Origin of the sequence: Pseudomonas sp. NPDC089530, assembly GCF_050280705.1 — a bacterium.
Classification (GTDB): Bacteria; Pseudomonadota; Gammaproteobacteria; order Pseudomonadales; family Pseudomonadaceae; genus Aquipseudomonas.
This window is the reverse complement of record NZ_JBNNVU010000016.1, coordinates 56270-80185: the sequence shown is the minus strand read 5'-3', so window position 1 is coordinate 80185 and position 23916 is coordinate 56270. Positions and strand designations below refer to the sequence as shown.

Below are 23916 nucleotides of genomic sequence, written 5' to 3'. Positions count from 1 at the left end.
GCGCTTTTGCCACCCTCTGGCGTGAACTTTCTGCAGTGTGACGCAGATAATCGTCAAGATTATGTGACAGGCGCCGGTCTTTTCAAATCGACTATGCTCAGTATTAGCGGGCTCTCATTGTTTTCGTAACGAATACTTTACGAATTCACCCCCGATTCACCCATTACGTTCACGTCAAGCTGCTGTACAGGCCGGCACCCTGGGTTATCTCTAGTGTCAACTGATAACAAGAACGCAGCCCCTGACAGGAGAGCAGCATGAAGCAGACGCAGTACGTGGCCCGCGAGCCCGATGCGCAAGGTTTTATCCACTACACCGATGAAGAACACGCGGTGTGGAATACCCTGATCACCCGTCAGATGAAAGTGGTCGAAGACCGCGCGTGCCAGGAATACCTGGACGGCATCGAGAAACTCGGCCTGCCCCACGACCGCATCCCGCAGCTGGGCGAAATCAACAAGGTGCTGGGCGAGACCACCGGCTGGCAGGTGGCCCGGGTGCCGGCGCTGATCCCCTTCCAGACCTTTTTCGAATTGCTCGCCAGCAAGCAGTTTCCGGTCGCGACCTTTATCCGCACCCGCGAAGAACTGGACTACCTGCAAGAACCGGACATCTTCCACGAGATCTTTGGCCACTGCCCGCTGCTGACCAACCCCTGGTTCGCCGAATTCACCCACACCTACGGCAAGCTCGGCCTGCAGGCCACCAAGGAAGAACGGGTGTACCTGGCGCGCCTGTACTGGATGACCATCGAGTTCGGCCTGCTGGACACCCCGCAGGGCCAGCGCATCTACGGCGGCGGCATCCTCTCCTCTCCGAAGGAAACCGTCTACAGCCTGTCGGACGTCCCCGAACACCAGGCCTTCGACCCACTGGAAGCGATGCGCACCCCGTACCGCATCGACATCCTGCAACCGGTCTATTTCGTCCTGCCCAACCTCAAGCGCCTGTTCGACCTGGCCCATGAAGACATCATGGCCCTGGTGCACCAGGGCATGCAGTTGGGCCTGCACGCGCCCAAGTTTCCGCCCAAACCCAAGGCGGCCTGAGCGCGTCACCCTCGCTTAGCGTGCATAAAACCCGTAATTTCCAACAAGAATCCACCTCAGGAACCCACCATGACCGCTCTGAACCAAGCCCATTGCGAAGCCTGCCGCGCCGACGCCCCACAGGTCAGCGACGAAGAACTGCCGGTACTGATCAAGCAGATCCCCGACTGGAACATCGAAGTCCGCGATGGCGTCATGCAACTGGAAAAAGTCTTCCTGTTCAAAAACTTCAAATTCGCCCTGGCCTTTACCAACGCAATGGGTGAAATTTCCGAAGCGGAAGGTCATCATCCAGGCCTTCTCACCGAATGGGGCAAGGTCACCGTGACCTGGTGGAGCCACTCCATCAAGGGCCTGCACCGCAACGACTTCATCATGGCCGCTCGCACCGACGAAGTGGCCAAGACCGCAGAAGGACGCAAGTAATGCATTTCGACGCCATAGGCCGAGTACCCGGCGACCCGATTCTTGGCCTGATGGAGGCCTATGCGTCGGACAGCAACCCACGCAAGTTCGACCTCGGCGTCGGTGTCTACAAGGATTCCCAGGGCCTGACGCCGATTCCCCAGGCAGTCAAGCTGGCCGAGCAGCGGCTGGTCGACCGGCAGGCCACCAAGACCTACATCGGCGGTCACGGCGAGCCGGCGTTCGGCAAGGTGATCAACGAGCTGGTGCTGGGCGCCGATTCGAAACTGATCGCCCAGCACCGCGCCGGCGCCACCCAGACCCCGGGCGGCACCGGTGCGCTGCGCCTCGGCGCCGACTTCATCGCCCACTGCCTGCCGGGCCGTGGCGTGTGGTTGAGCAATCCGACCTGGCCGATCCACGAGACCATCTTTGCCACCGCCGGCATCAAGGTCAGCCATTACCCTTACGTCGGCAGCGATAACCGCCTCGACGTCGAGGCCATGCTGGCGACCCTGAACCTGGTACCCAAGGGCGACGTGGTGCTGCTGCATGCCTGCTGCCACAACCCCACCGGTTTCGACCTGAGCCACGACGACTGGCACCGGGTGCTGGACGTGGTGCGCAGCCGTCACCTGCTGCCGCTGATCGACTTCGCCTACCAGGGCTTCGGCGACGGCCTGGAACAGGATGCCTGGGCGGTCCGGCTGTTCGCGGCGGAACTGCCCGAGCTGCTGATCACCAGTTCCTGCTCGAAGAACTTCGGCCTGTACCGCGACCGCACCGGCGCGCTGATCGTCTGCACCCAGGACGCCGACAAGCTGCTGGACGTGCGCAGCCAGCTGGCCCACATCGCCCGCAACCTGTGGTCCACCCCGCCGGATCACGGCGCCGCGGTGGTCGCCACCATCCTCGGCGACCCGGAGTTGAAAAGCCTCTGGGCCGACGAAGTGGAAGCCATGCGCCTGCGCATCGCCCAGTTGCGCTCGGGCCTGGTGGAAGCGCTGCAACCCTTCGGCCTGGCCGAACGTTTCGCCCATATCGGCGTGCAACGCGGGATGTTCTCCTACACCGGCCTGACGCCGGAACAGGTGGGCAAACTGCGCGACCAGCACAGCGTGTACATGGTCAGTTCCGGCCGGGCCAACGTCGCCGGCATCGACGCCACGCGCCTGGACCTGCTGGCCGAAGCCATCGCCGCCGTCTGCAAGGACTGAAGCCGGCCCCCACCGACATACCCGGTATCGGTACCCTTGTGTCGATACCGGGCATGCCTTCATCGAAGCCCATCGGTCAGCTCTCCCTTCCCCCGCCCCTCCCCCTTCAAGGTCCTTTCTGGATCAACCGCCCCAGTGCCTCCAGCTCACCCTGTTCCAGGTCGGAAACCAGGATGAAACGCAGGTGGTTGTGCCGCCAGGCAACCAGGTTGTAGCCCCGCAACGACAGACGCTGCAGCGCCGCATCGGAGTCCGTCGTGGGCAGGATGAACAGGTTGATCAGGTGCCGCGCACGGCCGTAAGTCAGGGCCGCCGCGCTCTGCTGTTGCAGGTAGTCCAGGCGCCCGCCCAACAGCGGATACCCCTGTTCGCTGAAGTCGAAAACCGGCGGGGCAAAGTCCAGCTTGCCAGTGAACCAGGGCTTGACCGTATGCCGGTCCGACGACGCTACATCATTCAGGTGATCGACCATGAGCGAGCGCACATGGCTGGACACCGCCTCCTCCAGCCACGGCCGCTCGCTGGAAGGCGCCGCCAGGTAGAGCACCAGGGAAAGGGCCAGCGCCAGGCTGGAAAAGCCAGGGGCCAGCCAACGCATCCCGCCTCCTCCCAGCAGCCGCTGGAGCAGGCCGGCGCGCGGTGACGCGGGCGCTTGGCCCCCGACCGGCAGGCGCCGAGCCAGGGCCTGCGGCGCCACGTGATAGGGCGTGTGAGCCTTGACCTTGGCGATCAGGCTTCGCGCCTCGGCGTACTCCCGGGCGCATTCGGCACAGTGGCGCAGATGCTCCGCCACCGCGGTGGCCGCACTCACCTCCAGCTCATTGTCGAGATAGCCGTGCAGCCATTCGCGACAAGACTTGCAGCCGATGTCGTTCATGATGGGCAAGACTTCTGCAGTTGCAGCCTGAGCAGCCCCCGGGCCCTGGCCAGACGCGACATCACCGTCCCCAGGGGGATATCGACGATCTTCGCAATATCCTTGTAGGACATGTCTTCCAACTCCTTGAGCACTATCACTTCACGAAAGGCCGGAGCCAACGCCAGCAGCGCCTGCTGCAACTGTTCGGCCTCCTGCCCCTGGATGAGCTGCCATTCCGGCGTTCGCAGATCGGCCAGCAGCGGATCGCCCTCCGGACAGGCCTCGTCGAAAGCCACCGCGCCCTGGCGGGCCGAGGCCTTGAGCCAGTTGTAGCTTTCGTGGCGGACAATGGTCAGGAACCAGGCCTTGGCATTGCCACCGTCGAACCGATGGAGGAACTTCACCGCCCGATAGGCGCTTTCCTGCACCACGTCCTGAGCAGCGCTGTCGTTGTCGGTAAGCCAGCGCGCGAGGTTATAGGCCGCATTCAGATGCGGCAGGAACAGTTCCTCGAATCGCGTCATGGTGGCTCCGTTTCCGTTGCACCCTATAACGGTGAAAGCCGCTGTTTTATTCCCGGAACAAAAACTGTTTTTTTCCGGAATAAAGCGCTGCACCGCACGGTTTTACAAGAGGTGAGACCCATCACTGTAGACCGCTACCGAGGGCGCCCCCATGGATACTCATGTCACACCCCACACCCGCAGCACCGATGAGCCCCAGAACCCCGACCGTCGAACCTTGCTCAAATGCTCGGCCTGGGCCGGCGCCGGAGTCCTCTGGGCCTTGAGCGGGGGCATTCCACGGGCCTTCGCCCTGGACCAGGCAGGCCAGCCAACCGACCGCGCCGCGCTGAACAGCAGTTTGCACTTCGTGCAGATCAGCGACTCGCACATCGGCTTCAACAAAGAGGCCAACCCCGAACCGACCAAGACCCTGCAAGTGGCCATCGACAAGGTGCTTGCCCTGCCCAAGCCACCCTCGCTGATCCTGCACACCGGAGACATCACCCACCTGTCCAAGCCCGAGGAATTCGACACCGCTGCGCAGTTGCTCAAGGGGCTGCCATCGACCGTGCACTACGTGCCCGGCGAGCACGACACCCTCGATGAAGGCGCCGGCCAGCTGTATCTGCAACGCTACGGCAAAGGCACCAAGGGCAACGGCTGGTACAGCTTCGACCAGCAGGGCGTGCACTTCGTCGCCCTGGTGAATGTCTTCAACTTCCAGGCCGGCCACGAGGCCACCCTGGGGGCCGAGCAACTGGCCTGGCTGGCGGACGATCTGCGGGCAGTGAGCGACAGCACGCCGGTCGTGGTCTTCACCCATATCCCCCTGTGGACCATCTACCAGCCCTGGGGCTGGGGCACCGAGGATGGCGACCAGGCCATCGCCCTGTTGCGCCGCTTTGGCTCGGTGACCATCCTCAATGGCCATATCCACCAGGTGATCCAGAAGGTCGAGGGCAACATGACCTTTCACACCGCCCGCGGTACCGCCTATCCACAACCGGCGCCGGGAGCCGCGCCCGCACCTGGCCCGATGACCGTGGCCGCCGACCAGTTGCGCAACTACCTGGGCATCACCGAAGTCCGCGCCAGCCAGGGCGACCACCCGCTGGCCCTGCTCGATTCCACCCTGATCTGAAGGCCCGGGCGATGAAGACTCTCCTGCAATTACTGCTTCTGGGCTGCCTGACGACACCGGCCTGGGCCGCTGACGTGAAGATCGATATCCGCGAGTTCATGTACAGCCCGAAGGATGTACAGGTAACGGCCGGCACCCGCGTCACCTGGGTCAATGACGATCAGATCCCCCACACGGTGGCCGAAACCCACAAGCTGTTCCATTCCGCGGCACTGGACACCAACGACAGCTTTTCCTATGTGTTCGAGACCCCGGGCACCTACGAATATTTTTGTGTCCTGCACCCACAGATGATCGGCAAGATCATCGTCAACCCGTCCACCCCTTAGCGACGCACCACCACGCCGGGCCTGGCCTCGGGAGGCCAGGCTCCGGCAGGGCACGCCACGAAAGATCCGACGACCGTGGGTCGATCGGGGGGAAATTAAAATCTTTCTGTCATTTGTACTGCTGTATCCTGCCCAGGCTTTTTAAAAGCGCGGATCTACCCAGCGATTTAAAAAACAGACTTTGCGAGGAGCAACGAACATGCACGAGATTCCTAATCTCCCCTTCCCGAGCCTGCACGAAACTGAGCAGAAAACCCCGCAACAAGCCGGCGCCCGACAGCCCGAGCCGAAAGAAGCCGCTTCAGGCCGCAAGGCCGACAGCGAAGACTGACCGCAACCCCCAGACCGTGTGGAAAGCGCTCCTCGATGCGCTTTCCACACCGCCTGAAACCCGCTTTCGAGAACCGCCTCCATGACCGACACCTTCAACGAAACCCAGGCCAGTGTGCTGATCGGTACCGCCGAGAAGATGATCGAGATCTGGAGCCGCCTGACGCCGGAAAAACAGGCCGCCCTGCTGGCCCGCTTCGGCACCCAGGAAAACGCCCTGGCCGCCCTGGTCACCACGCAACTGCTGGCACCTGCCCAGGCCTGAGCCCACGGCCGGCAAAAACCTTCAGCAACGCGTCGATTTCCCCACCTGAATCGTTTCAACCCCCGGTATCATAAGCAGCCTATCTATCTCTGCCGCGTCCGTGGACCTTTCCCCATGCCAGATACCCAGCGCCCCTTGGCGGTCACGCTGCAAGTCGTTTCCATCGTCCTGTTCACCTTTATCGGCTACCTGAATATCGGCATTCCCCTGGCCGTGCTGCCGGGCTACGTGCACAGCGAACTGGGCTTCGGCGCGGTGATCGCCGGCCTGGTGATCAGCGTGCAATACCTGGCCACCCTGCTCAGCCGCCCCTATGCCGGGAAGATCATCGACAACCTGGGCAGCAAGCGCGCGGTGATGTACGGCCTGGCCGGCTGCGGCCTGAGCGGTGTGTTCATGCTGCTGTCAGCCTGGCTGCACAGCATGCCGGTGCTGAGCCTGATCAGTCTGCTGACTGGCCGGCTGGTGCTGGGCAGCGCCGAGAGCCTGGTGGGCTCGGGTTCCATCGGCTGGGGCATCGGCCGGGTCGGCGCGCCGAATACCGCCAAGGTGATTTCCTGGAACGGCATCGCCAGCTACGGCGCCCTGGCGGTCGGCGCGCCGCTGGGGGTATGGCTGGTCGGCCGGCTGGGGCTGTGGAGCATGGGAGCGAGCATCATCCTGCTGGCGCTCCTGGGCCTGGCGCTGGCCTGGCCGAAACGGGCGGCGCCGATCGTCGCCGGCGAGCGCCTGCCGTTCATCCATGTGCTGGGACGGGTATTCCCCCACGGTTGCGGCCTGGCCCTGGGCTCGATCGGTTTTGGCACCATCGCCACCTTCATCACCCTGTATTACGCCACCCGGGACTGGTCCAACGCAGTGCTGTGCCTGAGCCTGTTCGGCGCCAGCTTTATCGGCGCGCGCCTGCTGTTCGGCAACCTGATCAACCGCCTCGGCGGCTTTCGCGTGGCGATCGCCTGCCTGTCGGTGGAAACCCTGGGCCTGCTGCTGTTGTGGCTGGCGCCGGATGCCCACTGGGCCCTGGCCGGCGCGGCGCTGAGCGGCTTCGGTTTCTCCCTGGTGTTTCCGGCATTGGGGGTGGAGGCGGTCAACCTGGTCCCGGCCTCCAGCCGCGGCGCGGCAGTGGGCGCCTACTCGCTGTTCATCGACCTGTCGCTGGGGATCACCGGGCCGCTGGCCGGAGCGATCGCCGCCGGTTTCGGCTTTGCCTCGATCTTCCTGTTCGCCGCCCTCGCCGCCTGCGGCGGTCTGCTGCTGAGCCTGTACCTGTACCGCCAGGCGCCGAAATACCGCCAGGAGCGCAGCGAGCGCTAAGCGCTAATAGTCGACCTTGCCGCGCCCGGCCTTGATGCTGCCGCGTTTGGCCTTGGACTCCAGGCGCCGGGTCTTCGAGCCCAGGGTCGGCTTGGTCGGCCGGCGCTTCTTGAGCACCTGGGTGGCGCCGCGGATCAGTTCCGCCAAACGCTCCAGGGCATCGGCGCGATTCTGTTCCTGGGTCCGGTATTGCTGGGCCTTGATGACGACCACCCCGTCGCTGGTAATGCGACTGTCGCGCAGCGCCAGCAGCCGCTCCTTGTAGAACTCGGGCAAGGATGACGCCGGAATGTCGAAGCGCAGGTGCACCGCACTGGAGACCTTGTTGACGTTCTGCCCACCCGCGCCCTGGGCGCGGATGGCGGTCCATTCGATCTCGGCATCCGGCAGATGCACGTTGTTGGAAATCACCAGCATGGAAAAGGAATCCGCTTTCAGGGCGTTCAGGATACCGCGAATGGCGGATTTCCAGCGCCCACAAAAAACCCGGCCGAGGCCGGGTTTGTCGTTACTGCGCGGTTGTCACTTCACTGCAGCGCTGGCCGCCTGCAGGCCCTGCTGCGCGCTGCGCTTGTTCTTGATGCCGTAGCAGACCCACATGAAGGCGACCCACACCGGAATCGCGTACACCGAGATCTGGATGCCCGGGATCATCAGCATGATGCCGAGGATGAACACCACGAACGCCAGGCAGATGTAGTTGCCGTAGGGGTACCACAGCGCCTTGAACAGCGGGGTCTGCCGGGTGCGGTTCATGTGCTGGCGGAACTTGAAGTGCGAGTAGCTGATCATCGCCCAGTTGATCACCAGGGTCGCCACCACCAGGGACATCAGCAGCTCCAGCGCGTGCTGCGGGATCAGGTAGTTGAGCAGCACCGCAACGAAGGTCACCAGGGCCGAGGCCAGGATCGACATCACCGGCACGCCGCGCTTGTCGATCTTCGCCAGGACTTTCGGCGCGTCGCCCTGCTCGGCCATGCCCAGCAGCATGCGGCTGTTGCAGTAGGTACCGCTGTTGTACACCGACAAGGCCGCGGTCAGGACCACGAAGTTGAGGATGTGCGCCGCGGTGCCGCTGCCCAGCATCGAGAACACCTGGACGAACGGGCTGCCGCTGTAGGCGTCGCCGGAAGCGTTCAGGGTTTCCAGCAGGCTGTTCCATGGGGTCAGGGACAGCAGTACCACCAAGGCGCCGATGTAGAAAATCAGGATGCGGTAGATCACCTGGTTGATGGCCTTGGGAATCACGGTTTTCGGCTTGTCGGCTTCGGCCGCGGTGAACCCGAGCATCTCCAGGCCACCGAAGGAGAACATGATGATCGCCATGGCCATCACCAGGCCGCTGACGCCATTGGGGAAGAATCCGCCGTGTTCCCACAGGTTGCTCAGCGACGCCTGCGGGCCGCCGTGACCGCTGACCAGCAGGTAGCTGCCCAGGGCGATCATGCCGACGATGGCCACCACCTTGATGATCGCGAACCAGAACTCGGCTTCACCGAAGACTTTGACGTTGGCCAGGTTGATCAGGTTGATCAGTACGAAGAAACCCGCGGCCGAGGCCCAGGTCGGCACGTCCGGCCACCAGTAGTGCACGTACTTGCCGACCGCGGTCAGCTCCGACATGCCCACCAGGATGTACAGGATCCAGCAGTTCCAGCCCGACAGGAAACCGGCGAAGCCGCCCCAGTACTTGTGCGCGAAATGGCTGAAGGAGCCGGCCACCGGCTCTTCGACGATCATCTCGCCGAGCTGGCGCATGATCATGAAGGCGATGAAGCCGCAGATGGCATAGCCGAGGATCATCGACGGACCGGCCGACTTGAGGACGCCGGCGGAGCCCAGGAACAATCCGGTACCGATCGCGCCGCCCAGGGCGATCAGTTGAATATGGCGATTCTTCAGGCCGCGTTTCAGCTCGCCTGAATGCGAGTTTTGTCCACTCATGAAAAGGGTCTCACGCAAGGTTTGATGATGTTCGATAGACGTTGCAGCCGATGGCCGGCTTAAGCAGCGCGGATCAAACCCCAGCGCAGGCACCAGGAGTTCAGCCTTTGTTTAACGGTCATGCGTCACCTGTTTGTTTTTATCTGTGACGAAATCGAACCCACCACGCTTGTGGCGCGGCGGAGTGAACAAGGCGGATAGCCTTGAGATTCTTGGCCTTAGGAAGTGTTCCGAGCCTTCGGAGCCGGGGCTCGCCATGCATCGAAACCCGTCGTTGGGGCGCAAAGTGCGCGGATACGCAGTTGGGTCACAGTTAAAACGCCGCGCATTGTACACCCCTGACTCCCTGCCGCCAGACGCGGCTTATCAGCGCGTCGGGAGCCGGAATCGCACGGGGCCTGCTCGATGCTCGGCATCGGCGGCGGGATTCGGGACAGACCCGTCGGGGTCGTCGACGAAGGCGCGACAGGGATCGCCCTTCGGTGAGAGTCGGTTGAGGTGAGTCACGGCGTTCATTGCGCCTCCTTCTTGTTATTCACCTGCACATAGGCATGGGCTGCATGACACCCGCCTTGAGCCCGCGGAACAAGCGGCTTGCGCCGAGGAAACCAGTGCGATCGCAGCGGTGCCGGCAGGTTTTTCTTACAGCTTTGGGCGAGGGTCGATTCCATGACCTGAACCGGCGTTTTCCGTCAGTATTTCCTTACAATGTGTAACGTATTTTTTCCACGCCAGATCAGCGCCATCGGTGACTGAGAATTGACGGACAGCGGTTTTTTTCCTGTCTCATCGCTCAGCTTTTTGTTTTTTCTTGATAATTTTTCCGCACAAAAACAGAACAAAAAGTTCAATAAAAATAATTCAATTATTTTTTTGCATTTCAAAAAACCCTGGTCTAGGTTTCCAGCCACTTGTCAGGCCACCCGCCGGCAAGCCGAACGACTCGGGCCTTCCGGCAATACACACTCCCCGCGGAATGTCCGGGCCGTCCTACAGACTGCTTTATCCGAAATAGTCATCTAGGAGATTCATGATGCAAGCACTGGAAAAAGACTTGGACACTGAACTGCAACTGGACGATTGGTTTGAAGCGGCGACCCACGAGGCCGCGGTGGAAATGATGCAGGCCGACGCGGTCGTACCGTTCGGCACGGCGATGTGGCCTCTGTAACAAGGGCCAACAGGCAGGAGCGACCCGGCGGTCGCCCCTGCCGCCATTCGCTGTCCGTCAGGGAGGATCCATGGACAACACCGCTGCCATCCGCCATTTCCTGTACTACCTCGAACATCACCCGGCCCTGGTCGGCAACCCGTCCGCCAAGGTCCTGATCGGCCACACTGCCGAATACGCCGCCACCAGCGCCGCCATCATCGAGCAGGCCGGTGCGCCCTTTCACTTCGAAGCCCTGCGCCTGGATCTGGAACCGACCCCGGTGCTGACCCAGGCCATCGACGACTGCGATCTGTATATCTTCTTCTACGACTCCTCGACCCTCTCGCCGCCCCGCCCCCAAGGCCCGGTCTTTATCCAGGCGCTGCAAGGGGTGATGGCCGAGCACTGGAAGAAGTCGCTGCTGTTCAAGGACTACGGCGACTACTTCTACGACACCTTCAGCGTCGAGCCGCAACGCATCGCCGAGCTCAATGCGACCCTGATCCGCCACATGTCCGAAGCCACCACATTGAGCTTTCGCGACGACCACGGTTCGTACTTCGAAACGCCGCTCGACAGCATCAAGAAGTGGACCAACATCAACGGCGTGGGCAACTACGACCTGGCGCCCGGAGAAGTGGCCAGCCACAGCGAGGCGATCAATGGCCGGGTGAAATTCGTCGGCACCTTCCTCGGCACCATCCCCTTCGCCCGCAAGTACGGTGTGCTGCAATCGCCGCTGGAGCTGTGGATCGAGAACTCCACCATCAGCCGCATCGCCACCGACGTGCCGGGGCTGGAGGAGGACTTCAACAAGTACCTGGATGCCAACCCGTCCAACCGGCGCATCGAGGAACTGGGTATCGGCACCAACGAAGGGGTGAAAGACCTGTATGCGCGCAACTCGGGCTTCGAGGAGCGCCATTGCGGCCTGCACCTGGGGCTGGGCGGCGGCGCCAAGGGCAGCCATCACCTGGACCTGATCTTCGCCAGCGGGGTGCTGGCGCTGGATGACAAGCCGGTGTTCGATGGCCGGTTCGTGTTCTAGCACTGCTGTCAGGGTCAAAAAAAACGCCAACCCTGAGGTTGGCGTTTTGGTTTTTCCGGCTCAGCCCTTACTCAGGCTTGCGGCGACCGAAGCCCGGACGCTGGCCGGAACCGGCCGGCGCGCCGCGGCGCTTGCCCGACGGTGCATCCTTGTCGACCAGGACGATGTCCGGACGCTTGGATTTCGGCGCTGGCTTGGCTGGGCGCTTGGTGTCGCTCGGACGCTCCGCTACCGGCGTGCCACGGCCCGACTCGTTGCGGCCGGCCGCCGGGCGCGGTGCCCGTGGCGCGCGCTCGCCATCCTGGCGGGCCGGCTTGCGGCCTGGACGCTCGCCGTCGATCTGCGGCTCGCGCGCCGGGCGTGGAGCACCGGCGGCAGGCGCGCCATGGGCGGGACGCAGGGTACGCACGCGCTCGCTCTTGCCCACCGGACGCGAGGACTTGCGCTGCAGACGCTCCAGCTTGTCCTTGCTCTTGGCGTTCAACTGCGGCATCGCCACCGGGGTCAGGCCGACCTCGGCGCTGAGGATGTCCACTTCGTACTGGCTCATTTCGCGCCAGCGGCCCATCGGCAGGTCGGAGTTGAGGAACACCGGACCGAAACGCACACGCTTCAGGCGGCTGACCACCAGGCCCTGGGATTCCCACAGGCGACGTACTTCACGGTTACGGCCTTCCATCACCACGCAGTGGTACCAGTGGTTGAAACCTTCGCCACCGGGCGCCTGCTGGATGTCGGTGAACTTGGCCGGGCCGTCTTCGAGCATCACGCCGGCTTTCAGGCGCTCGATCATCTCGTCGTCGACTTCGCCGCGCACACGCACCGCGTACTCGCGGTCCATCTCGTAGGACGGGTGCATCAAGCGGTTGGCCAGTTCACCGTCGGTGGTGAACATCAGCAGGCCAGTGGTGTTGATGTCGAGGCGACCGATGTTGATCCAGCGGCCTTCTTTCGGACGCGGCAGCTTGTCGAACACGGTCGGACGGCCTTCCGGGTCGTCGCGGGTGCAGATTTCGCCGTCGGGCTTGTTGTACATGATCACGCGGCGGACCGATTCGGACGCCTCTTCGCGCTTGATCACCTTGCCATCGATGGAAATGGCGTCATGCAGGTCGACGCGCAGGCCAAGGGTGGCCGCAACGCCATTGACCTTGATCCGGCCCTGGCTGATCCAGGACTCCACGTCGCGGCGCGAGCCGACGCCGATACGAGCGAGGACTTTCTGCAGCTTTTCGCCTGCTGGACGGATTTCCTGGTGGTCTTGCTGATCTTCACTCATCTGGGCACCTCCCGGTGTGTCGATTCAGGCTCGAGCAGCCTGAACGCTGGTAAAAACAGGTCTTGTGGCGAAGGGATCGCCAAAGGGTCGCGAATCATACGCTCATGGCACCGGTTGCGCATCACAGACTAGCCGATAAGTGTCGGCCTGCCGGTTTTTCCGCCGGCCGGTGACAGCTCGGACTAGTCGTCCTGCCACTGGCGTCTTTCGTTCTCGATGGCCTCGGCCAGCGCCAGGGCTTCGGCTTCTTCGTCGCTCAGCTCCGGAGCCGGCGGTTCCAGGGCCGCCACCGCGGCCAACAGCTTGGCCCGGGCTTCGGCGACGCGGAGCACATCGTCTTCGGGGGCCTGCTCATGATCGTCGCCAGCAGCCGTTTCCGGCGCGGCGCCATGTTCATGCTCGGCTTCGGCTTCGGCTTCGATCATGAAGTCCGCCTGGGCGCCTGCGACAAGATCGGCGTCGGGCGCATCGGGCGCGCCATCGCGATGCAGGTCATCGAAATCGGTCTTGATGCCCTCCTCCATCGAATCCAGCTCCAGCAGCAAGGTGTGGAAACTGGTCTCTTCCTTGGGCTCTTCCGGCTCGGCGCTGGCGTCGGCCAGGGCTTGCAGGCTGGCGGGCACCGGCGCGTCGTCGAAGTCCAGGGCCGGCTCGGTTTCGATCTCCCGCAACTCGGCCAGGGTCGGCAGCTCGTCGAGGCTCTTGAGGTTGAAGTGATCGAGAAACGCCTTGGTGGTGGCGAACATCGCCGGCTTGCCCGGCACGTCCCGGTAACCGACCACCCGGATCCACTCGCGCTCCAGCAGGGTCTTGACGATCTGGCTGTTGACCGCCACGCCCCGCACATCCTCGATCTCGCCACGGGTGATCGGCTGGCGGTAGGCAATCAGTGCCAGGGTTTCCAGCATCGCCCGGGAGTAACGCTGGGGCCGCTCTTCCCACAGGCGGCCGACCCAGGGCGCGAACTTTTCCCGCACCTGCAGGCGATAACCGGAGGCCACTTCCTTGAGTTCGAAGGCCCGCCCCTCGCAGGATTTGCCGAGGATCGTCAGCGCTTTCTTGAACACCGCCGGGTCCGGCCGCTCGCCCTCCTCGAAGAGTTCGTACAGGCGTTCCATGGATTGCGGCTTTCCCGAGGCCAACAGAAAGGCTTCAAGCAGTGGCGCCAGCTCGCGAGGTTCGGTCAGATTCATTGTTTTTGCTCGTTATTCGGCTCGCGCCCGCACATGGATAGCCGCGAAAGGCTCATTCTGCACCAGCTCGACCAGGGATTCCTTGACCAGCTCGAGGACCGCCATGAAGGTCACCACCACCCCCAGGCGCCCCTCCTCCGCGGTGAACAGCTCGACAAAAGGCACGAAGCCACCGCCCTTGAGACGCTCCAGCACATCGCTCATGCGCTCGCGGGTCGACAGCGCCTCGCGGCTGACCTGGTGGCTTTCGAACATGTCGGCACGGCGCAGCACCTCGGCCATGGACATCAGCACCTCTTCCAGGGCCACATCCGGCAGCAGCTTGCGCGCTCGGGCTTCCGGGGCGTCGAGCCTGGGCACTATCACGTCGCGGCCGACCCGGCTCAGCTCGTCGATGCCTTCGGCGGCGGCCTTGAAGCGCTCGTACTCCTGCAGGCGCCGGATCAGTTCGGCGCGGGGGTCTTCTTCGTCCTCTTCCACCTCGGCCGAGCGCGGCAACAGCATGCGCGACTTGATCTCGGCGAGCATGGCCGCCATCACCAGGTATTCGGCGGCCAGCTCCAGGCGCACCGACTGCATCAGCTCGACATAACCCATGTACTGACGGGTGATTTCCGCCACCGGGATGTCGAGGATGTCGATGTTCTGCTTGCGGATCAGGTACAGCAGCAGGTCCAGCGGGCCTTCGAAGGCTTCGAGATAGACTTCCAGGGCATCCGGCGGGATATACAGGTCCAGCGGCATTTCCATGACCGCCTGGCCGTACACCATCGCGAAGGGCAGTTCCTGTTGCGCGCCGGCCTGGTCGTCGACGTGTTCTACTGCGGACATCTAGGCCTCGGCCATGAAGGGGGTCGGGTCGCCGCAGCCGACGCGGATCACTTCCGGCTCGCCATCGGCCAGGTTGATCACGGTGGAGGCCTCGATACCGCCAAAGCCGCCGTCGATGATCAGGTCGACCTGATGCTCGAGCAGTTGGCGCATTTCATAAGGGTCGTTCATCGGCTCGGTTTCGCCGGGCATGATCAGGCTGACGCTCATCAGCGGTTCGCCGAGTTCGGCCAGCAGCGCCAGGGCGATCGGATGGCTCGGCACCCGCAGGCCGATGGTGCGCTTCTTCGGGTGCAGCAACAGCCGCGGGACTTCGCGGGTGGCGTTGAGAATGAAGGTATAGGGCCCCGGCAGGTGGGCCTTGAGCAAGCGAAAGGTGCCGGTATCGATCTTGGCGAACAGGCCCAGCTGCGACAGGTCGCTGCAGATCAGCGCGAAGTTGTGCTTGTCGTCCAGCTGTCGCAGGCGCCGCACGCGCTCGACCGCGCTCTTGTCGCCGATCTGGCAGCCAATGGCGTAGGACGAGTCGGTCGGGTAGATCACCACGCCACCTGCGCGGATGATTTCGACAGCCTGTTTGATCAGGCGCGGTTGCGGGTTTTCCGGATGAATCTGGAAAAATTGACTCACATTCTCTACCTGTTCAGACGGCGGCAATAATTGGGTCATGCTTGAACCGACACCAAAGCGGCGGCAGATCCTCCGGAACAGGGCGATACTCACCTATCTCGGACCAGCCTCCTGGACCATGAAAATCACTGCCGGCACTCACCAGCAGACCGAACTCCCGGGCAAGGATCGCCAGGCTGCCCACCTGTTCGGCGGGCTGATGACCGTTGACCACCTCGATGGCCTGGCCACCCGCTTGAATATAGTCGGCAATCAGCCGGCGACGTTTGCTGCGGGTGAAATCGTAGTGCCAGGGATGGGCCAGGCTGACCCAGGCGCCCGCCGCGCGCAGCGTCCCGACGGTTTCCTCGAGGGTCGGCCAGTGCTGCTTGACGTCACCCAGCTTGCCGGCCCCCAGCCACTTGCGAAACGCTTCGGCGCGGTCCTTCACGAAACCGGCGCGCACCAGGTAATCGGCGAAATGCGGCCGGGCCGGCGCATTGCCGCTGTCGCCCAGTTCCCGCTGGATCGCCCGGGCCCCTTCGAGGGCGCCCGGCATGCCTTTGAGGGCGAGCTTGCGGCCTATCTCTTCGGACCGCAGCCAGCGGCCGTCGTGCAGCTTTTCGATGGCCTCGACCAATGGCGGCGCATCGACGTCGAAACCGTAACCCAGCACATGAATGGTCGCCCCACCCCAGGTGCAGGACAACTCGACGCCATTGACCAGTTGCATGCCCAGTTCCTGCGCCGCGAGGCGTGCCTCGGCAAGGCCTTCCAGGGTGTCGTGGTCGGTCAGGGCCAGGACTCGCACGCCGTTCTCGTAGGCACGCGCAACCAGAGCCGCAGGCGCCAGGGCGCCGTCGGAGGCCGTGCTGTGGCAGTGCAAATCGACATTCACGGGACTGTTGAACCTCAAGTCAGCTGGCGCTTTCGCTGCCATGGATGTTTGTTATTATGCCGGCACATCCTGCTTCTGGCTGCCACTGTGAAACAATTCATCGACTTCATCCCGCTGTTCCTGTTCTTCATCGTCTACAAAATCGATCCCCGAGTCGTCGACATTGCCGGTCAGCAACTGACCGTAGGCGGTATCTACAGCGCCACCGCGGTGTTGATCGTCAGTTCCCTGGTGGTATACGGCGCGCTGTTCATTTCCCAGCGCAAGCTGGAAAAAAGCCAGTGGCTGACCCTGGTCGCCTGCCTGGTCTTCGGCAGCCTGACCCTGGCCTTCCACAGCGAAACCTTCCTCAAATGGAAGGCCCCGGTGGTCAACTGGCTGTTCGCCCTGGCCTTTATCGGCAGCCACTTCATCGGCGACCGCCTGCTGATCAAACGCATCATGGGCCATGCGCTGACCCTGCCGGAGCCGGTCTGGACCCGCCTGAACATCGCCTGGATCGCCTTCTTCCTGTTCTGCGGCGCCGCCAACCTGTTCGTCGCCTTCACCTTCCAGAGCATCTGGGTCGACTTCAAGGTCTTCGGCAGCCTGGGCATGACCGTGCTGTTCCTGGTCGGACAGGGCATCTACCTGTCGCGCCATCTCCACGACACCGAACCCACCACTCCGAAAACCGAGGACTGACATGCTTTACGCAATCATTGCCACAGACGTCGCCAACTCCCTGGAAAAACGCCTGGCCGCGCGCCCGGCGCACCTGGAGCGGTTGCAGCGGCTCAAGGATGAAGGTCGCGTGGTCCTGGCCGGGCCGCACCCCGCCGTCGACAGCAATGACCCGGGCGCCGCCGGCTTCACCGGCAGCCTGATCGTCGCCGAGTTCGACTCGCTGGGCGCCGCCCAAGCCTGGGCCGATGCCGACCCCTTCGTCGCCGCCGGCGTCTATGCCAGCGTCGTGGTCAAGCCGTTCAAGCAAGTCCTGCCGTAAATCCTCTCCCGCGCGGTGAACCTTATCGGTCCGCCGCGCTCTCAATCGCTCATTATTCTCGTTTGACTGCCGACAACTTGCCCAACACTCGATTGGAATCAGGAGTTCCGATGCGCCAAGGTTCGTTGTGCCTGTTGTTGGTCATGTTATCCATCGGGGCGCCTGCCTCAGCCGAAGAAACCGCGGAGACCGGGCATTCGACCCCCTTCTCCCTGAGCGCCGGCAGCCAGATCAGCGAATTGCAGCAGCGCCTCAAGGACAGCGAGCGCCAGCGCGAAGAGCTGAGCCGGCAACTGCAGAGCGCCGACGGCGAGCGGGAAAGCGCCCAGCTGAGCCGCCTGCGCCAGGAGAACCAGCGTCTCAAGCTGCAACTGCGCGAAGCCCAGGCCAGTGGCGTGCCACGCCTGCTGACCGATCAGCAGCAGTGGTTCGTCACCGGCGCCGGGGTAGCGCTATTGGCCCTGCTCTGCGGTATCTTCGCCAGTGGCGGGCATAGAAAGCGTCGACAATGGCTAAATTGAGTGATTCATGAGCGACCTGTTACTGATTGACGATGACCAGGAGCTGTGCGAGCTCCTGACCAGCTGGCTGGGCCAGGAAGGTTTTCAGGTACGGGCCTGCCACGATGGCTTGAGCGCCCGCCGCGCCCTGGCGGAACACGCGCCGGCCGCGGTGGTGCTGGACGTGATGCTGCCCGACGGCAGCGGCCTGGAACTGCTCAAGCAACTGCGCAGCGAGCACCCGGACCTGCCGGTGCTGATGCTCTCGGCCCGCGGCGAACCCCTGGACCGCATCCTCGGCCTGGAACTGGGCGCCGACGACTACCTGGCCAAACCCTGCGACCCCCGGGAACTTACGGCCCGCCTGCGCGCCGTACTGCGCCGCAGCCACCCGGCCGCAGTGTCCAGCCAGATGGAGCTGGGCGACCTGTGCTTCAGCCCGGTCCGTGGCGTGGTCAGCATCGACGAACAGGACATCACCCTCACCGTCTCCGAAAGCCGCCTGCTCGAAGCCCTGCTCAAGCAACCGGGCGAGCCGCTGGACAAGCAGGAACTGGCGCAGATCGCCCTGGGCCGCAAGCTGACCCTGTACGACCGCAGCCTGGACATGCACGTCAGCAACCTGCGCAAGAAGATCGGCCCGCACCCCGACGGCCGCCCGCGCATCGTCGCCCTGCGCAGCCGCGGTTACTACTACAGCCTCTGAACACGCCCCCGCTCCGGTCGCCGCTGCCGCCGGCCCTCCGAAGATCCCCGCGACCGCGCCGGTCGTTCGCCGGCTCGGCCGCGGCTAGCGGGCTTATGTCAGTTTCGCCAAAAAACCTCTTTACCCAAGCTTTACGCTTCACTGACCGCCGCTGACCTTGATCTGCGTAACCTGCACTCATCCGGAACTGACCGGGAACGAGACAAGGAGATACACCATGCGCAAGACCCTGATCGCTCTGATGTTCGCCGCCGCACTGCCGACCGTGGCCATGGCCATGCCCGAAGGCGCAGGTCCCATGGGGCCGATGGATGGCCCGCACCACAGCGAACACATGCGTGGCAAAGGCCCTTACAGCCAGCTGGACCTGAGCCGCGAACAGCGCCAGCAGATCCGCAAGCTGCTGGGCGAGCAGATGCACGAGCGCAAGCAGCTGGTGCAGAAGTACCTGGAAAAACTGTCGCCGGCGGACCAGAAAGCCATGCAGGACGAGCTCGCCGCCAAGCACCAGAAAACCCAGGCGGATATCCGCGCCCTGCTCAAGCCGGAACAACAGAAAGAGTTTGACGCCATTCAGAAGAAGCAGGCCGAACGCCGCGCGGAATGGGCCGAGTTCCAGGCCTGGAAAGCGCAGCAACCGAAAAAAGCGCAATAATGCTCTAGCGCTAGCTCCAGCCCAGTGGCTTCCCCACTGGGCTTTCTTTGTTTGAGGACTTCCCGTGCGTTCATTGTTCTGGCGCATCCTGGCCAGTTTCTGGCTGGCCATCGCCCTGGTTGCAGGGCTGTCGATTCTGCTGGGGCACATGCTGAACCAGGACGCCTGGATCCTCAGTCGCCATCCCGGCCTCAATACCCTGGCCGAGGAATGGACCCAGACCTACGAAGAACAAGGCGAGGATGCCGCGCAGGAGATCCTCCAGCAGCGCAAGCGCCAGTACCACATCGATGTGCAGGTCCTCAACGAAAGCGGCGACCCGGTAGTGCGCGGCACCTTCCCGCGCCGCGCGGCCGCCTTCGAGGCCCGGCAGAACAACGACGACCGGCGCCTGCCCTGGCGGCGCCTGACCACCGAATACACCAGCCCGAAAACCGGCGACACCTACCTGATGATCTACCGGATCCCCCACCCGGAACTGGGCGCCTGGCACCGTGACAGCCTGATCTGGCCGTTGAGCGCCCTGACCATCGCCCTGGTGGTGCTGACCCTGTTCAGCCTGCTGGTGACCCTGTCCATTACCCGCCCCCTCAGCCGTCTGCGCGGCGCAGTGCATGAACTCGGGCAAACCACTTACCAGCAGAACAGCCTGGCCCGCCTGGCGGCCCGCCGCGACGAGTTCGGCGTGCTGGCCAAGGACTTCAACCGCATGGGCTCGCGCCTGCAAAGCCTGATCGGCAGCCAGCGCCAGTTGCTGCGGGATGTCTCCCACGAACTGCGCTCGCCCCTGGCGCGCCTGCGTATCGCCCTGGCGCTGGCCGAACGCGCCAGCGCCGAGGAGCGGGAACGCCTCTGGCCGCGCCTGACCCGCGAATGCGACCGCCTGGAAGCCCTGATCAGCGAAATCCTGGTGCTGGCCCGGGTCGACTCCGACAACGCCAGCGCCGAGGACGTCGACCTCAATGCCCTGCTCGGCAACCTGCAGAAGGACGCCCAACTGGCTTGCCCGGAACAGCCGGTACAGATCAATGCCGAGTCGCAGCTCAGCCTCAAGGGCTGGCCCACCATGATCGAACGGGCAATGGACAACCTGCTGCGCAATGCCCAGCGCTTCAACCCGGTCGGACAACCGATCGAGGTGCTGGCCTTGCGTCAGGGCGACAGGATAGTGCTCAGCGTGCGGGATCACGGGCCCGGTGCGGAGGTGGAGCACCTGAGCCTCTTGGGTGAGCCGTTCTACCGGGCGCCGGGCCAGACCGCAGCCGGGCATGGACTCGGCCTGGCCATCGCCCGGCGCGCCGCGGAACGCCATGGCGGCAGCCTGATCCTGGACAATCATCCCCAGGGTGGCTTTATCGCCAGCCTGGAGCTGCCCTTGGTGCCTGGGGTTCCTCCTCAGGCCTGAACGGCTTCGCGGGCAAGTCGGACCGCCGCCCGCGATTGGCTACAACAGGGTTCTACGCTCAGGCCTGGCCCGACCAGGCACTGACGAACTCCGCCGTATCCACCTTGGGCGCGACCCGTGGCTCGTTCTGCGGCGTGCCCAGATAAAGGAACGCAATGATTTCCTCGTCCGCGCCCAGGCCAAGCCCCTTGGCCACATGGGGCGAATAGGACAGTTCACCAGTGCGCCACACCGCGCCGATCCCCTGGGCATAGGCCGCCAGCAGGATGCCGTGGGCGGCACAGCCGGCCGCCAGCCGTTGCTCCGACTTCGGCACCTTGAAGTGCTCCTGCAGGCGGGCCACCACGACCACCACCAACGGCGCGCGCAGTGGCATGGCCCGGGCCTTGTCCAGGGCCGCCTGGGTCACTTCGCCGCCCTGCAGTTGCACCGCCTCGACCAGCAGCTCGCCCAACTGCTCGCGGGCCGCGCCCTCCACAGTCAGAAAGCGCCATGGCCGCAGCTGGCCGTGATCCGGGGCACGCAGTGCCGCCGCGAACAGCACTTCCCGCTGCGCCGCCGTCGGCGCCGGGTCCAGCAAACGCGGTACGGAAACACGGTTGAGCAATGCGTCGAGAGCCTCCATCGGCCACCTCCTGAAAAAAATGTCCGGCCATTCTACCGATAAGTGCCTCCCGGATGCCGGTTTACATGCTTTGCCCCGCAGGTAGAATGGCGCCCTCTTTTATCAGCCCCGAGTGGACCTCATGGCGTTGCCGACCCTACGGATCATTGGTTTCATCATCGGCATTTTCCTGATTACCCTGGCCATCGCCATGGTCATCCCGATGGCGACTCTGGTGCTGTTCGAGCGTACCGGCGACCTGCCCTCCTTCCTCTGGGCCAGCATGATCACCTTCGTCGCCGGCCTGGCCCTGGTGATCCCCGGCCGCCCGGAACATGTGCACCTGCGCCCGCGGGACATGTACCTGCTGACGGTCTCCAGCTGGCTGGTGGTGTGCATCTTCGCCGCCCTGCCCTTCCTGCTGACCCAGCACATCAGCTACACCGACTCGTTCTTCGAAAGCATGTCCGGCATCACCGCCACCGGCGCCACCGTGCTCAGCGGCCTGGACACTATGTCGCCGGGCATCCTGATGTGGCGCTCGCTGCTGCACTGGCTCGGCGGCATCGGCTTCATCGGCATGGCGGTGGCGATCCTGCCGCTACTGCGGATCGGTGGCATGCGCCTGTTCCAGACCGAATCCTCGGACCGCTCGGAAAAGGTCATGCCGCGCTCGCACATGGTGGCGCGGCTGATCGTGGCGGCGTACGTCGGCATCACCATTCTCGGCAGCCTGGCCTTCTGGTGGGCCGGGATGAGCCCGTTCGACGCGATCAACCACGCGATGTCGGCGATTTCCACCGGCGGTTTCTCCACCTCCGACGCCTCGCTGGCCCACTGGCCGCAGCCGGCGGTGCACTGGGTCGCAGTGGTGGTGATGATCCTCGGCAGCCTGCCGTTCACCCTGTATGTGGCCACCCTGCGCGGCAACCGGCGGGCGCTGCTCAAGGACCAGCAGGTCCAGGGCCTGCTCGGCATGCTGCTGGTGACCTGGCTGGTGCTCGGCACCTGGTACTGGTGGACCACCCAGTTGCATTGGCTGGAAGCCCTGCGGCACGTCGCGCTGAACGTCACCTCGGTGGTCACCACCACGGGGTTTGCCCTGGGCGACTACAGCCTGTGGGGCAACTTCTCGCTGATGCTGTTCTTTTACCTGGGTTTCGTCGGTGGCTGCTCCGGCTCGACCGCCGGCGGGATCAAGATCTTCCGCTTCCAGGTGGCCTACATCCTGCTCAAGGCCAACCTGAACCAGCTGATTCACCCGCGCGCGGTGATCAAGCAGAAGTACAACGGTCACCGCCTGGACGAGGAGATCGTCCGCTCGATCCTGACCTTCTCGTTCTTCTTCGCCATCACCATCTGCGTGATCGCCCTGGCGCTGTCGCTGCTGGGCGTGGACTGGATGACCGCCCTGACCGGCGCCGCCAGTACGGTATCGGGGGTGGGCCCGGGCCTGGGCGAGACCATCGGCCCGGCGGGCAACTTCGCCACCCTGCCGGACGCCGCCAAGTGGATCCTGTCCCTGGGCATGCTGCTCGGCCGGCTGGAAATCATCACCGTATTCGTGTTGTGTATTCCGGCGTTCTGGCGTCACTGACCGCGGCCGGGGACTCCAGCAGCCGCGCCCGGTATTCGCCGGGCGTGACGTCGAACCAGCGGCGGAAGGCGCGGAAAAAGTTGCTCGGGTCGGCGAACCCCAACAGATAGGCGATCTCCAGCAGGGTCATGCGCGGCTGGGCCAGGTACTGCTCGGCCAGCTCGCGGCGGGTGTCGTCGAGCAGGGTCTGGAAACTGGTGCCCTCCTCCTGCAAACGCCGCTGCAAGGTCCGTTGCGACAGGTGCAGGCTCTGGGCCACCACCTCGCGCTTCGGCTCGCCCTGGGGCAGCAACCGGCACAGTGCCTGGCGCGCCTTGTGCGTCACTCGGCTTTCGGAGAACCGCGCCAGGTACTCACCGGCAAAGCGGTCATGCAGCAGCGCCATGGCCTCATTGGCGGTCGGCAACGGCGCCTCCATATCGGCCCGCTCGAAAATCAGCGCATCGTAAGGCGCGTTGAACACCAGCGGCGCATGAAACGCCTTCTTGTAGGGCTCCAGATCGACAGGCTGAGCCCCCTGCATCAGCACCTGGCGCGGTTGCAGCGTACGCCCGGTCAGCCAGCCGCACAGCGCCAGCGCACAGGCCAGCGAGGCTTCGGCACTTTGCCGGGTGGGCGGCAGATGATCGCCATGCACCGTCAGAATCAGCGCATAACCTTCGGGTAACAGTTGGAAACTCAAGTCAGCGCTTTCCGCGATGATTCGCTGATAACGCACCAGCCGCTGGAAACCCTCGACCAGGGTCCGGCTGGACATCAGGGCGTAGCCGGCGACATTGAAGGAGGCCGGGCGCACCACCTTGCCCATGTTCAGACCGATCGCCGGGTTGCCCGACAGCGCCTCCGCGCGCTGCCAGAGGCGCGTCATGGAATCCTGGGGGAAGCGGGCATCCGGATCCTCCAGCGCGGCGTAGTCGAGCCCGACTTGCTTGAACAATGCACGGCAATCCAGGCCGTCCATCTCCAGAGCTTTGACAATTCCCAGTGCCCAGCTTGCAGAAGTCGTTCGTTCGCTCATGGTGGGGTCTTTACATGATGAGCCGCATGCCACGGCCGATTTCCCAAGGATACTAAAGTGGCGCCCATTGTCACTG

The 23916-nt window shown here is 63.9% G+C and carries 28 protein-coding genes; 17 read left to right on the top strand and 11 right to left on the bottom strand.

Annotation, left to right across the window (positions count from 1 at the left end):
- Positions 1-257 precede the first annotated feature (257 nt).
- The 3 genes from phhA (at position 258) to ACQKQA_RS09350 (ending at position 2671) form a co-directional block, all read left to right on the top strand.
- Positions 258-1049, top strand: a complete 792-nt coding sequence (phhA, locus tag ACQKQA_RS09360) for a phenylalanine 4-monooxygenase (protein ID WP_427555880.1) — start codon at positions 258-260, stop codon at positions 1047-1049.
- 69 nt (positions 1050-1118) lie between these two features.
- Positions 1119-1475 (top strand): 4a-hydroxytetrahydrobiopterin dehydratase, encoded by a 357-nt coding sequence (locus tag ACQKQA_RS09355; protein WP_007930096.1) that lies wholly within the window; start codon positions 1119-1121, stop codon positions 1473-1475.
- On the top strand, positions 1475-2671 hold the full coding sequence (locus tag ACQKQA_RS09350; protein WP_427555876.1) for an amino acid aminotransferase: 1197 nt from the start codon (positions 1475-1477) through the stop codon (positions 2669-2671). Before ACQKQA_RS09355 ends, ACQKQA_RS09350 begins: the two co-directional genes overlap by 1 nt.
- 106 nt (positions 2672-2777) lie before the next feature.
- Here the strand turns inward: ACQKQA_RS09350 and ACQKQA_RS09345 are convergent, their stop codons facing one another.
- Positions 2778-3548 (bottom strand): anti-sigma factor family protein, encoded by a 771-nt coding sequence (locus tag ACQKQA_RS09345; protein ID WP_427555874.1) that lies wholly within the window; start codon positions 3546-3548, stop codon positions 2778-2780.
- Positions 3545-4054: a sigma-70 family RNA polymerase sigma factor gene (locus ACQKQA_RS09340; RefSeq protein WP_427555871.1), complete on the bottom strand. Its 510-nt coding sequence runs from the start codon at positions 4052-4054 to the stop codon at positions 3545-3547. Before ACQKQA_RS09340 ends, ACQKQA_RS09345 begins: the two co-directional genes overlap by 4 nt.
- Before the next feature lie 151 nt (positions 4055-4205).
- On the opposite strand from ACQKQA_RS09340, the gene ACQKQA_RS09335 reads away from it, so the two are divergent.
- The 5 genes from ACQKQA_RS09335 to ACQKQA_RS09315 all read left to right on the top strand — a co-directional run bounded on the left by ACQKQA_RS09335 (position 4206) and on the right by ACQKQA_RS09315 (position 7415).
- On the top strand, positions 4206-5177 hold the full coding sequence (locus ACQKQA_RS09335) for a metallophosphoesterase family protein (protein ID WP_427555868.1): 972 nt from the start codon (positions 4206-4208) through the stop codon (positions 5175-5177).
- 11 nt (positions 5178-5188) lie between these two features.
- A complete protein-coding gene (locus tag ACQKQA_RS09330; RefSeq protein WP_427555866.1) occupies positions 5189-5506 on the top strand; it encodes a cupredoxin domain-containing protein in 318 nt (105 codons plus the stop codon).
- A gap of 199 nt (positions 5507-5705) precedes the next feature.
- Positions 5706-5837: a hypothetical protein gene (locus ACQKQA_RS09325; protein ID WP_427555863.1), complete on the top strand. Its 132-nt coding sequence runs from the start codon at positions 5706-5708 to the stop codon at positions 5835-5837.
- 81 nt (positions 5838-5918) lie between these two features.
- Positions 5919-6101 carry a hypothetical protein gene (locus ACQKQA_RS09320; RefSeq protein WP_427555860.1) on the top strand — a complete coding sequence of 61 codons (183 nt, stop codon included), beginning with the start codon at positions 5919-5921 and terminating at the stop codon, positions 6099-6101.
- Positions 6102-6215: 114 nt separating this feature from the next.
- Positions 6216-7415, top strand: coding sequence for an MFS transporter (locus ACQKQA_RS09315; RefSeq protein WP_427555858.1), 1200 nt, complete (start codon positions 6216-6218; stop codon positions 7413-7415).
- Positions 7416-7418: 3 nt separating this feature from the next.
- Here ACQKQA_RS09315 and arfB read toward each other — a convergent pair whose 3' ends face one another.
- Positions 7419-7832, bottom strand: coding sequence for an alternative ribosome rescue aminoacyl-tRNA hydrolase ArfB (gene arfB, locus ACQKQA_RS09310; protein ID WP_427555855.1), 414 nt, complete (start codon positions 7830-7832; stop codon positions 7419-7421).
- Positions 7833-7937: 105 nt separating this feature from the next.
- Positions 7938-9359 carry an amino acid permease gene (locus ACQKQA_RS09305; protein WP_427555852.1) on the bottom strand — a complete coding sequence of 474 codons (1422 nt, stop codon included), beginning with the start codon at positions 9357-9359 and terminating at the stop codon, positions 7938-7940.
- Positions 9360-10389: 1030 nt separating this feature from the next.
- Between ACQKQA_RS09305 and ACQKQA_RS09300 the strand changes: the two genes are divergently transcribed.
- Together ACQKQA_RS09300 and ACQKQA_RS09295 are read left to right on the top strand one after the other, a co-directional pair.
- Positions 10390-10530 carry a hypothetical protein gene (locus tag ACQKQA_RS09300; protein WP_156162045.1) on the top strand — a complete coding sequence of 47 codons (141 nt, stop codon included), beginning with the start codon at positions 10390-10392 and terminating at the stop codon, positions 10528-10530.
- A 70-nt stretch (positions 10531-10600) separates the two neighbouring features.
- Positions 10601-11560, top strand: a complete 960-nt coding sequence (locus ACQKQA_RS09295; protein ID WP_427555849.1) for a leucyl aminopeptidase — start codon at positions 10601-10603, stop codon at positions 11558-11560.
- Positions 11561-11627: 67 nt separating this feature from the next.
- Here ACQKQA_RS09295 and rluB read toward each other — a convergent pair whose 3' ends face one another.
- The 5 genes from rluB to ACQKQA_RS09270 all read right to left on the bottom strand — a co-directional run bounded on the left by rluB (position 11628) and on the right by ACQKQA_RS09270 (position 16370).
- A complete protein-coding gene (gene rluB, locus ACQKQA_RS09290; protein ID WP_427555847.1) occupies positions 11628-12839 on the bottom strand; it encodes a 23S rRNA pseudouridine(2605) synthase RluB in 1212 nt (403 codons plus the stop codon).
- 182 nt (positions 12840-13021) lie between these two features.
- Positions 13022-14032, bottom strand: a complete 1011-nt coding sequence (scpB, locus tag ACQKQA_RS09285) for an SMC-Scp complex subunit ScpB (RefSeq protein WP_427555844.1) — start codon at positions 14030-14032, stop codon at positions 13022-13024.
- 12 nt (positions 14033-14044) lie between these two features.
- Positions 14045-14743 (bottom strand): segregation and condensation protein A, encoded by a 699-nt coding sequence (locus ACQKQA_RS09280; RefSeq protein WP_427555919.1) that lies wholly within the window; start codon positions 14741-14743, stop codon positions 14045-14047.
- Positions 14744-14863: 120 nt separating this feature from the next.
- The gene (locus ACQKQA_RS09275) at positions 14864-15493 is read right to left on the bottom strand and encodes an L-threonylcarbamoyladenylate synthase (RefSeq protein ID WP_427555841.1); all 630 of its coding nucleotides are present in this window, start codon (positions 15491-15493) and stop codon (positions 14864-14866) included.
- Positions 15494-15506: 13 nt separating this feature from the next.
- Positions 15507-16370, bottom strand: a complete 864-nt coding sequence (locus ACQKQA_RS09270; protein WP_427555838.1) for a PHP domain-containing protein — start codon at positions 16368-16370, stop codon at positions 15507-15509.
- Between the two features lie 87 nt (positions 16371-16457).
- Between ACQKQA_RS09270 and ACQKQA_RS09265 the strand changes: the two genes are divergently transcribed.
- The 6 genes from ACQKQA_RS09265 (at position 16458) to ACQKQA_RS09240 (ending at position 20621) form a co-directional block, all read left to right on the top strand.
- The gene (locus ACQKQA_RS09265) at positions 16458-17054 is read left to right on the top strand and encodes a septation protein A (RefSeq protein WP_427555836.1); all 597 of its coding nucleotides are present in this window, start codon (positions 16458-16460) and stop codon (positions 17052-17054) included.
- A 1-nt stretch (position 17055) separates the two neighbouring features.
- Entirely contained in the window at positions 17056-17355 is a 300-nt protein-coding gene (locus ACQKQA_RS09260; protein ID WP_427555833.1) for a YciI family protein, read from the top strand.
- Positions 17356-17465: 110 nt separating this feature from the next.
- Complete coding sequence (locus ACQKQA_RS09255; protein WP_427555830.1) at positions 17466-17876, top strand: translation initiation factor 2; 411 nt, start codon at positions 17466-17468, stop codon at positions 17874-17876.
- A gap of 7 nt (positions 17877-17883) precedes the next feature.
- Positions 17884-18561: a response regulator transcription factor gene (locus ACQKQA_RS09250; protein WP_427555827.1), complete on the top strand. Its 678-nt coding sequence runs from the start codon at positions 17884-17886 to the stop codon at positions 18559-18561.
- A 217-nt stretch (positions 18562-18778) separates the two neighbouring features.
- Entirely contained in the window at positions 18779-19216 is a 438-nt protein-coding gene (locus tag ACQKQA_RS09245) for a Spy/CpxP family protein refolding chaperone (RefSeq protein WP_427555824.1), read from the top strand.
- 64 nt (positions 19217-19280) lie between these two features.
- Positions 19281-20621, top strand: coding sequence for an ATP-binding protein (locus ACQKQA_RS09240; RefSeq protein WP_427555821.1), 1341 nt, complete (start codon positions 19281-19283; stop codon positions 20619-20621).
- Positions 20622-20679: 58 nt separating this feature from the next.
- On the opposite strand, the gene ACQKQA_RS09235 is transcribed toward ACQKQA_RS09240, so the two are convergent.
- On the bottom strand, positions 20680-21246 hold the full coding sequence (locus tag ACQKQA_RS09235) for a nitroreductase family protein (protein WP_427555818.1): 567 nt from the start codon (positions 21244-21246) through the stop codon (positions 20680-20682).
- A 121-nt stretch (positions 21247-21367) separates the two neighbouring features.
- Here ACQKQA_RS09235 and ACQKQA_RS09230 point away from each other — a divergent pair, with 121 nt between their 5' ends.
- The gene (locus ACQKQA_RS09230; protein ID WP_427555816.1) at positions 21368-22822 is read left to right on the top strand and encodes a TrkH family potassium uptake protein; all 1455 of its coding nucleotides are present in this window, start codon (positions 21368-21370) and stop codon (positions 22820-22822) included.
- Here ACQKQA_RS09230 and ACQKQA_RS09225 read toward each other — a convergent pair.
- Positions 22779-23840, bottom strand: a complete 1062-nt coding sequence (locus ACQKQA_RS09225) for an AraC family transcriptional regulator (protein ID WP_427555813.1) — start codon at positions 23838-23840, stop codon at positions 22779-22781. The two genes, ACQKQA_RS09230 and ACQKQA_RS09225, sit on opposite strands and share 44 nt — an antisense overlap.
- Positions 23841-23916 lie beyond the last annotated feature (76 nt).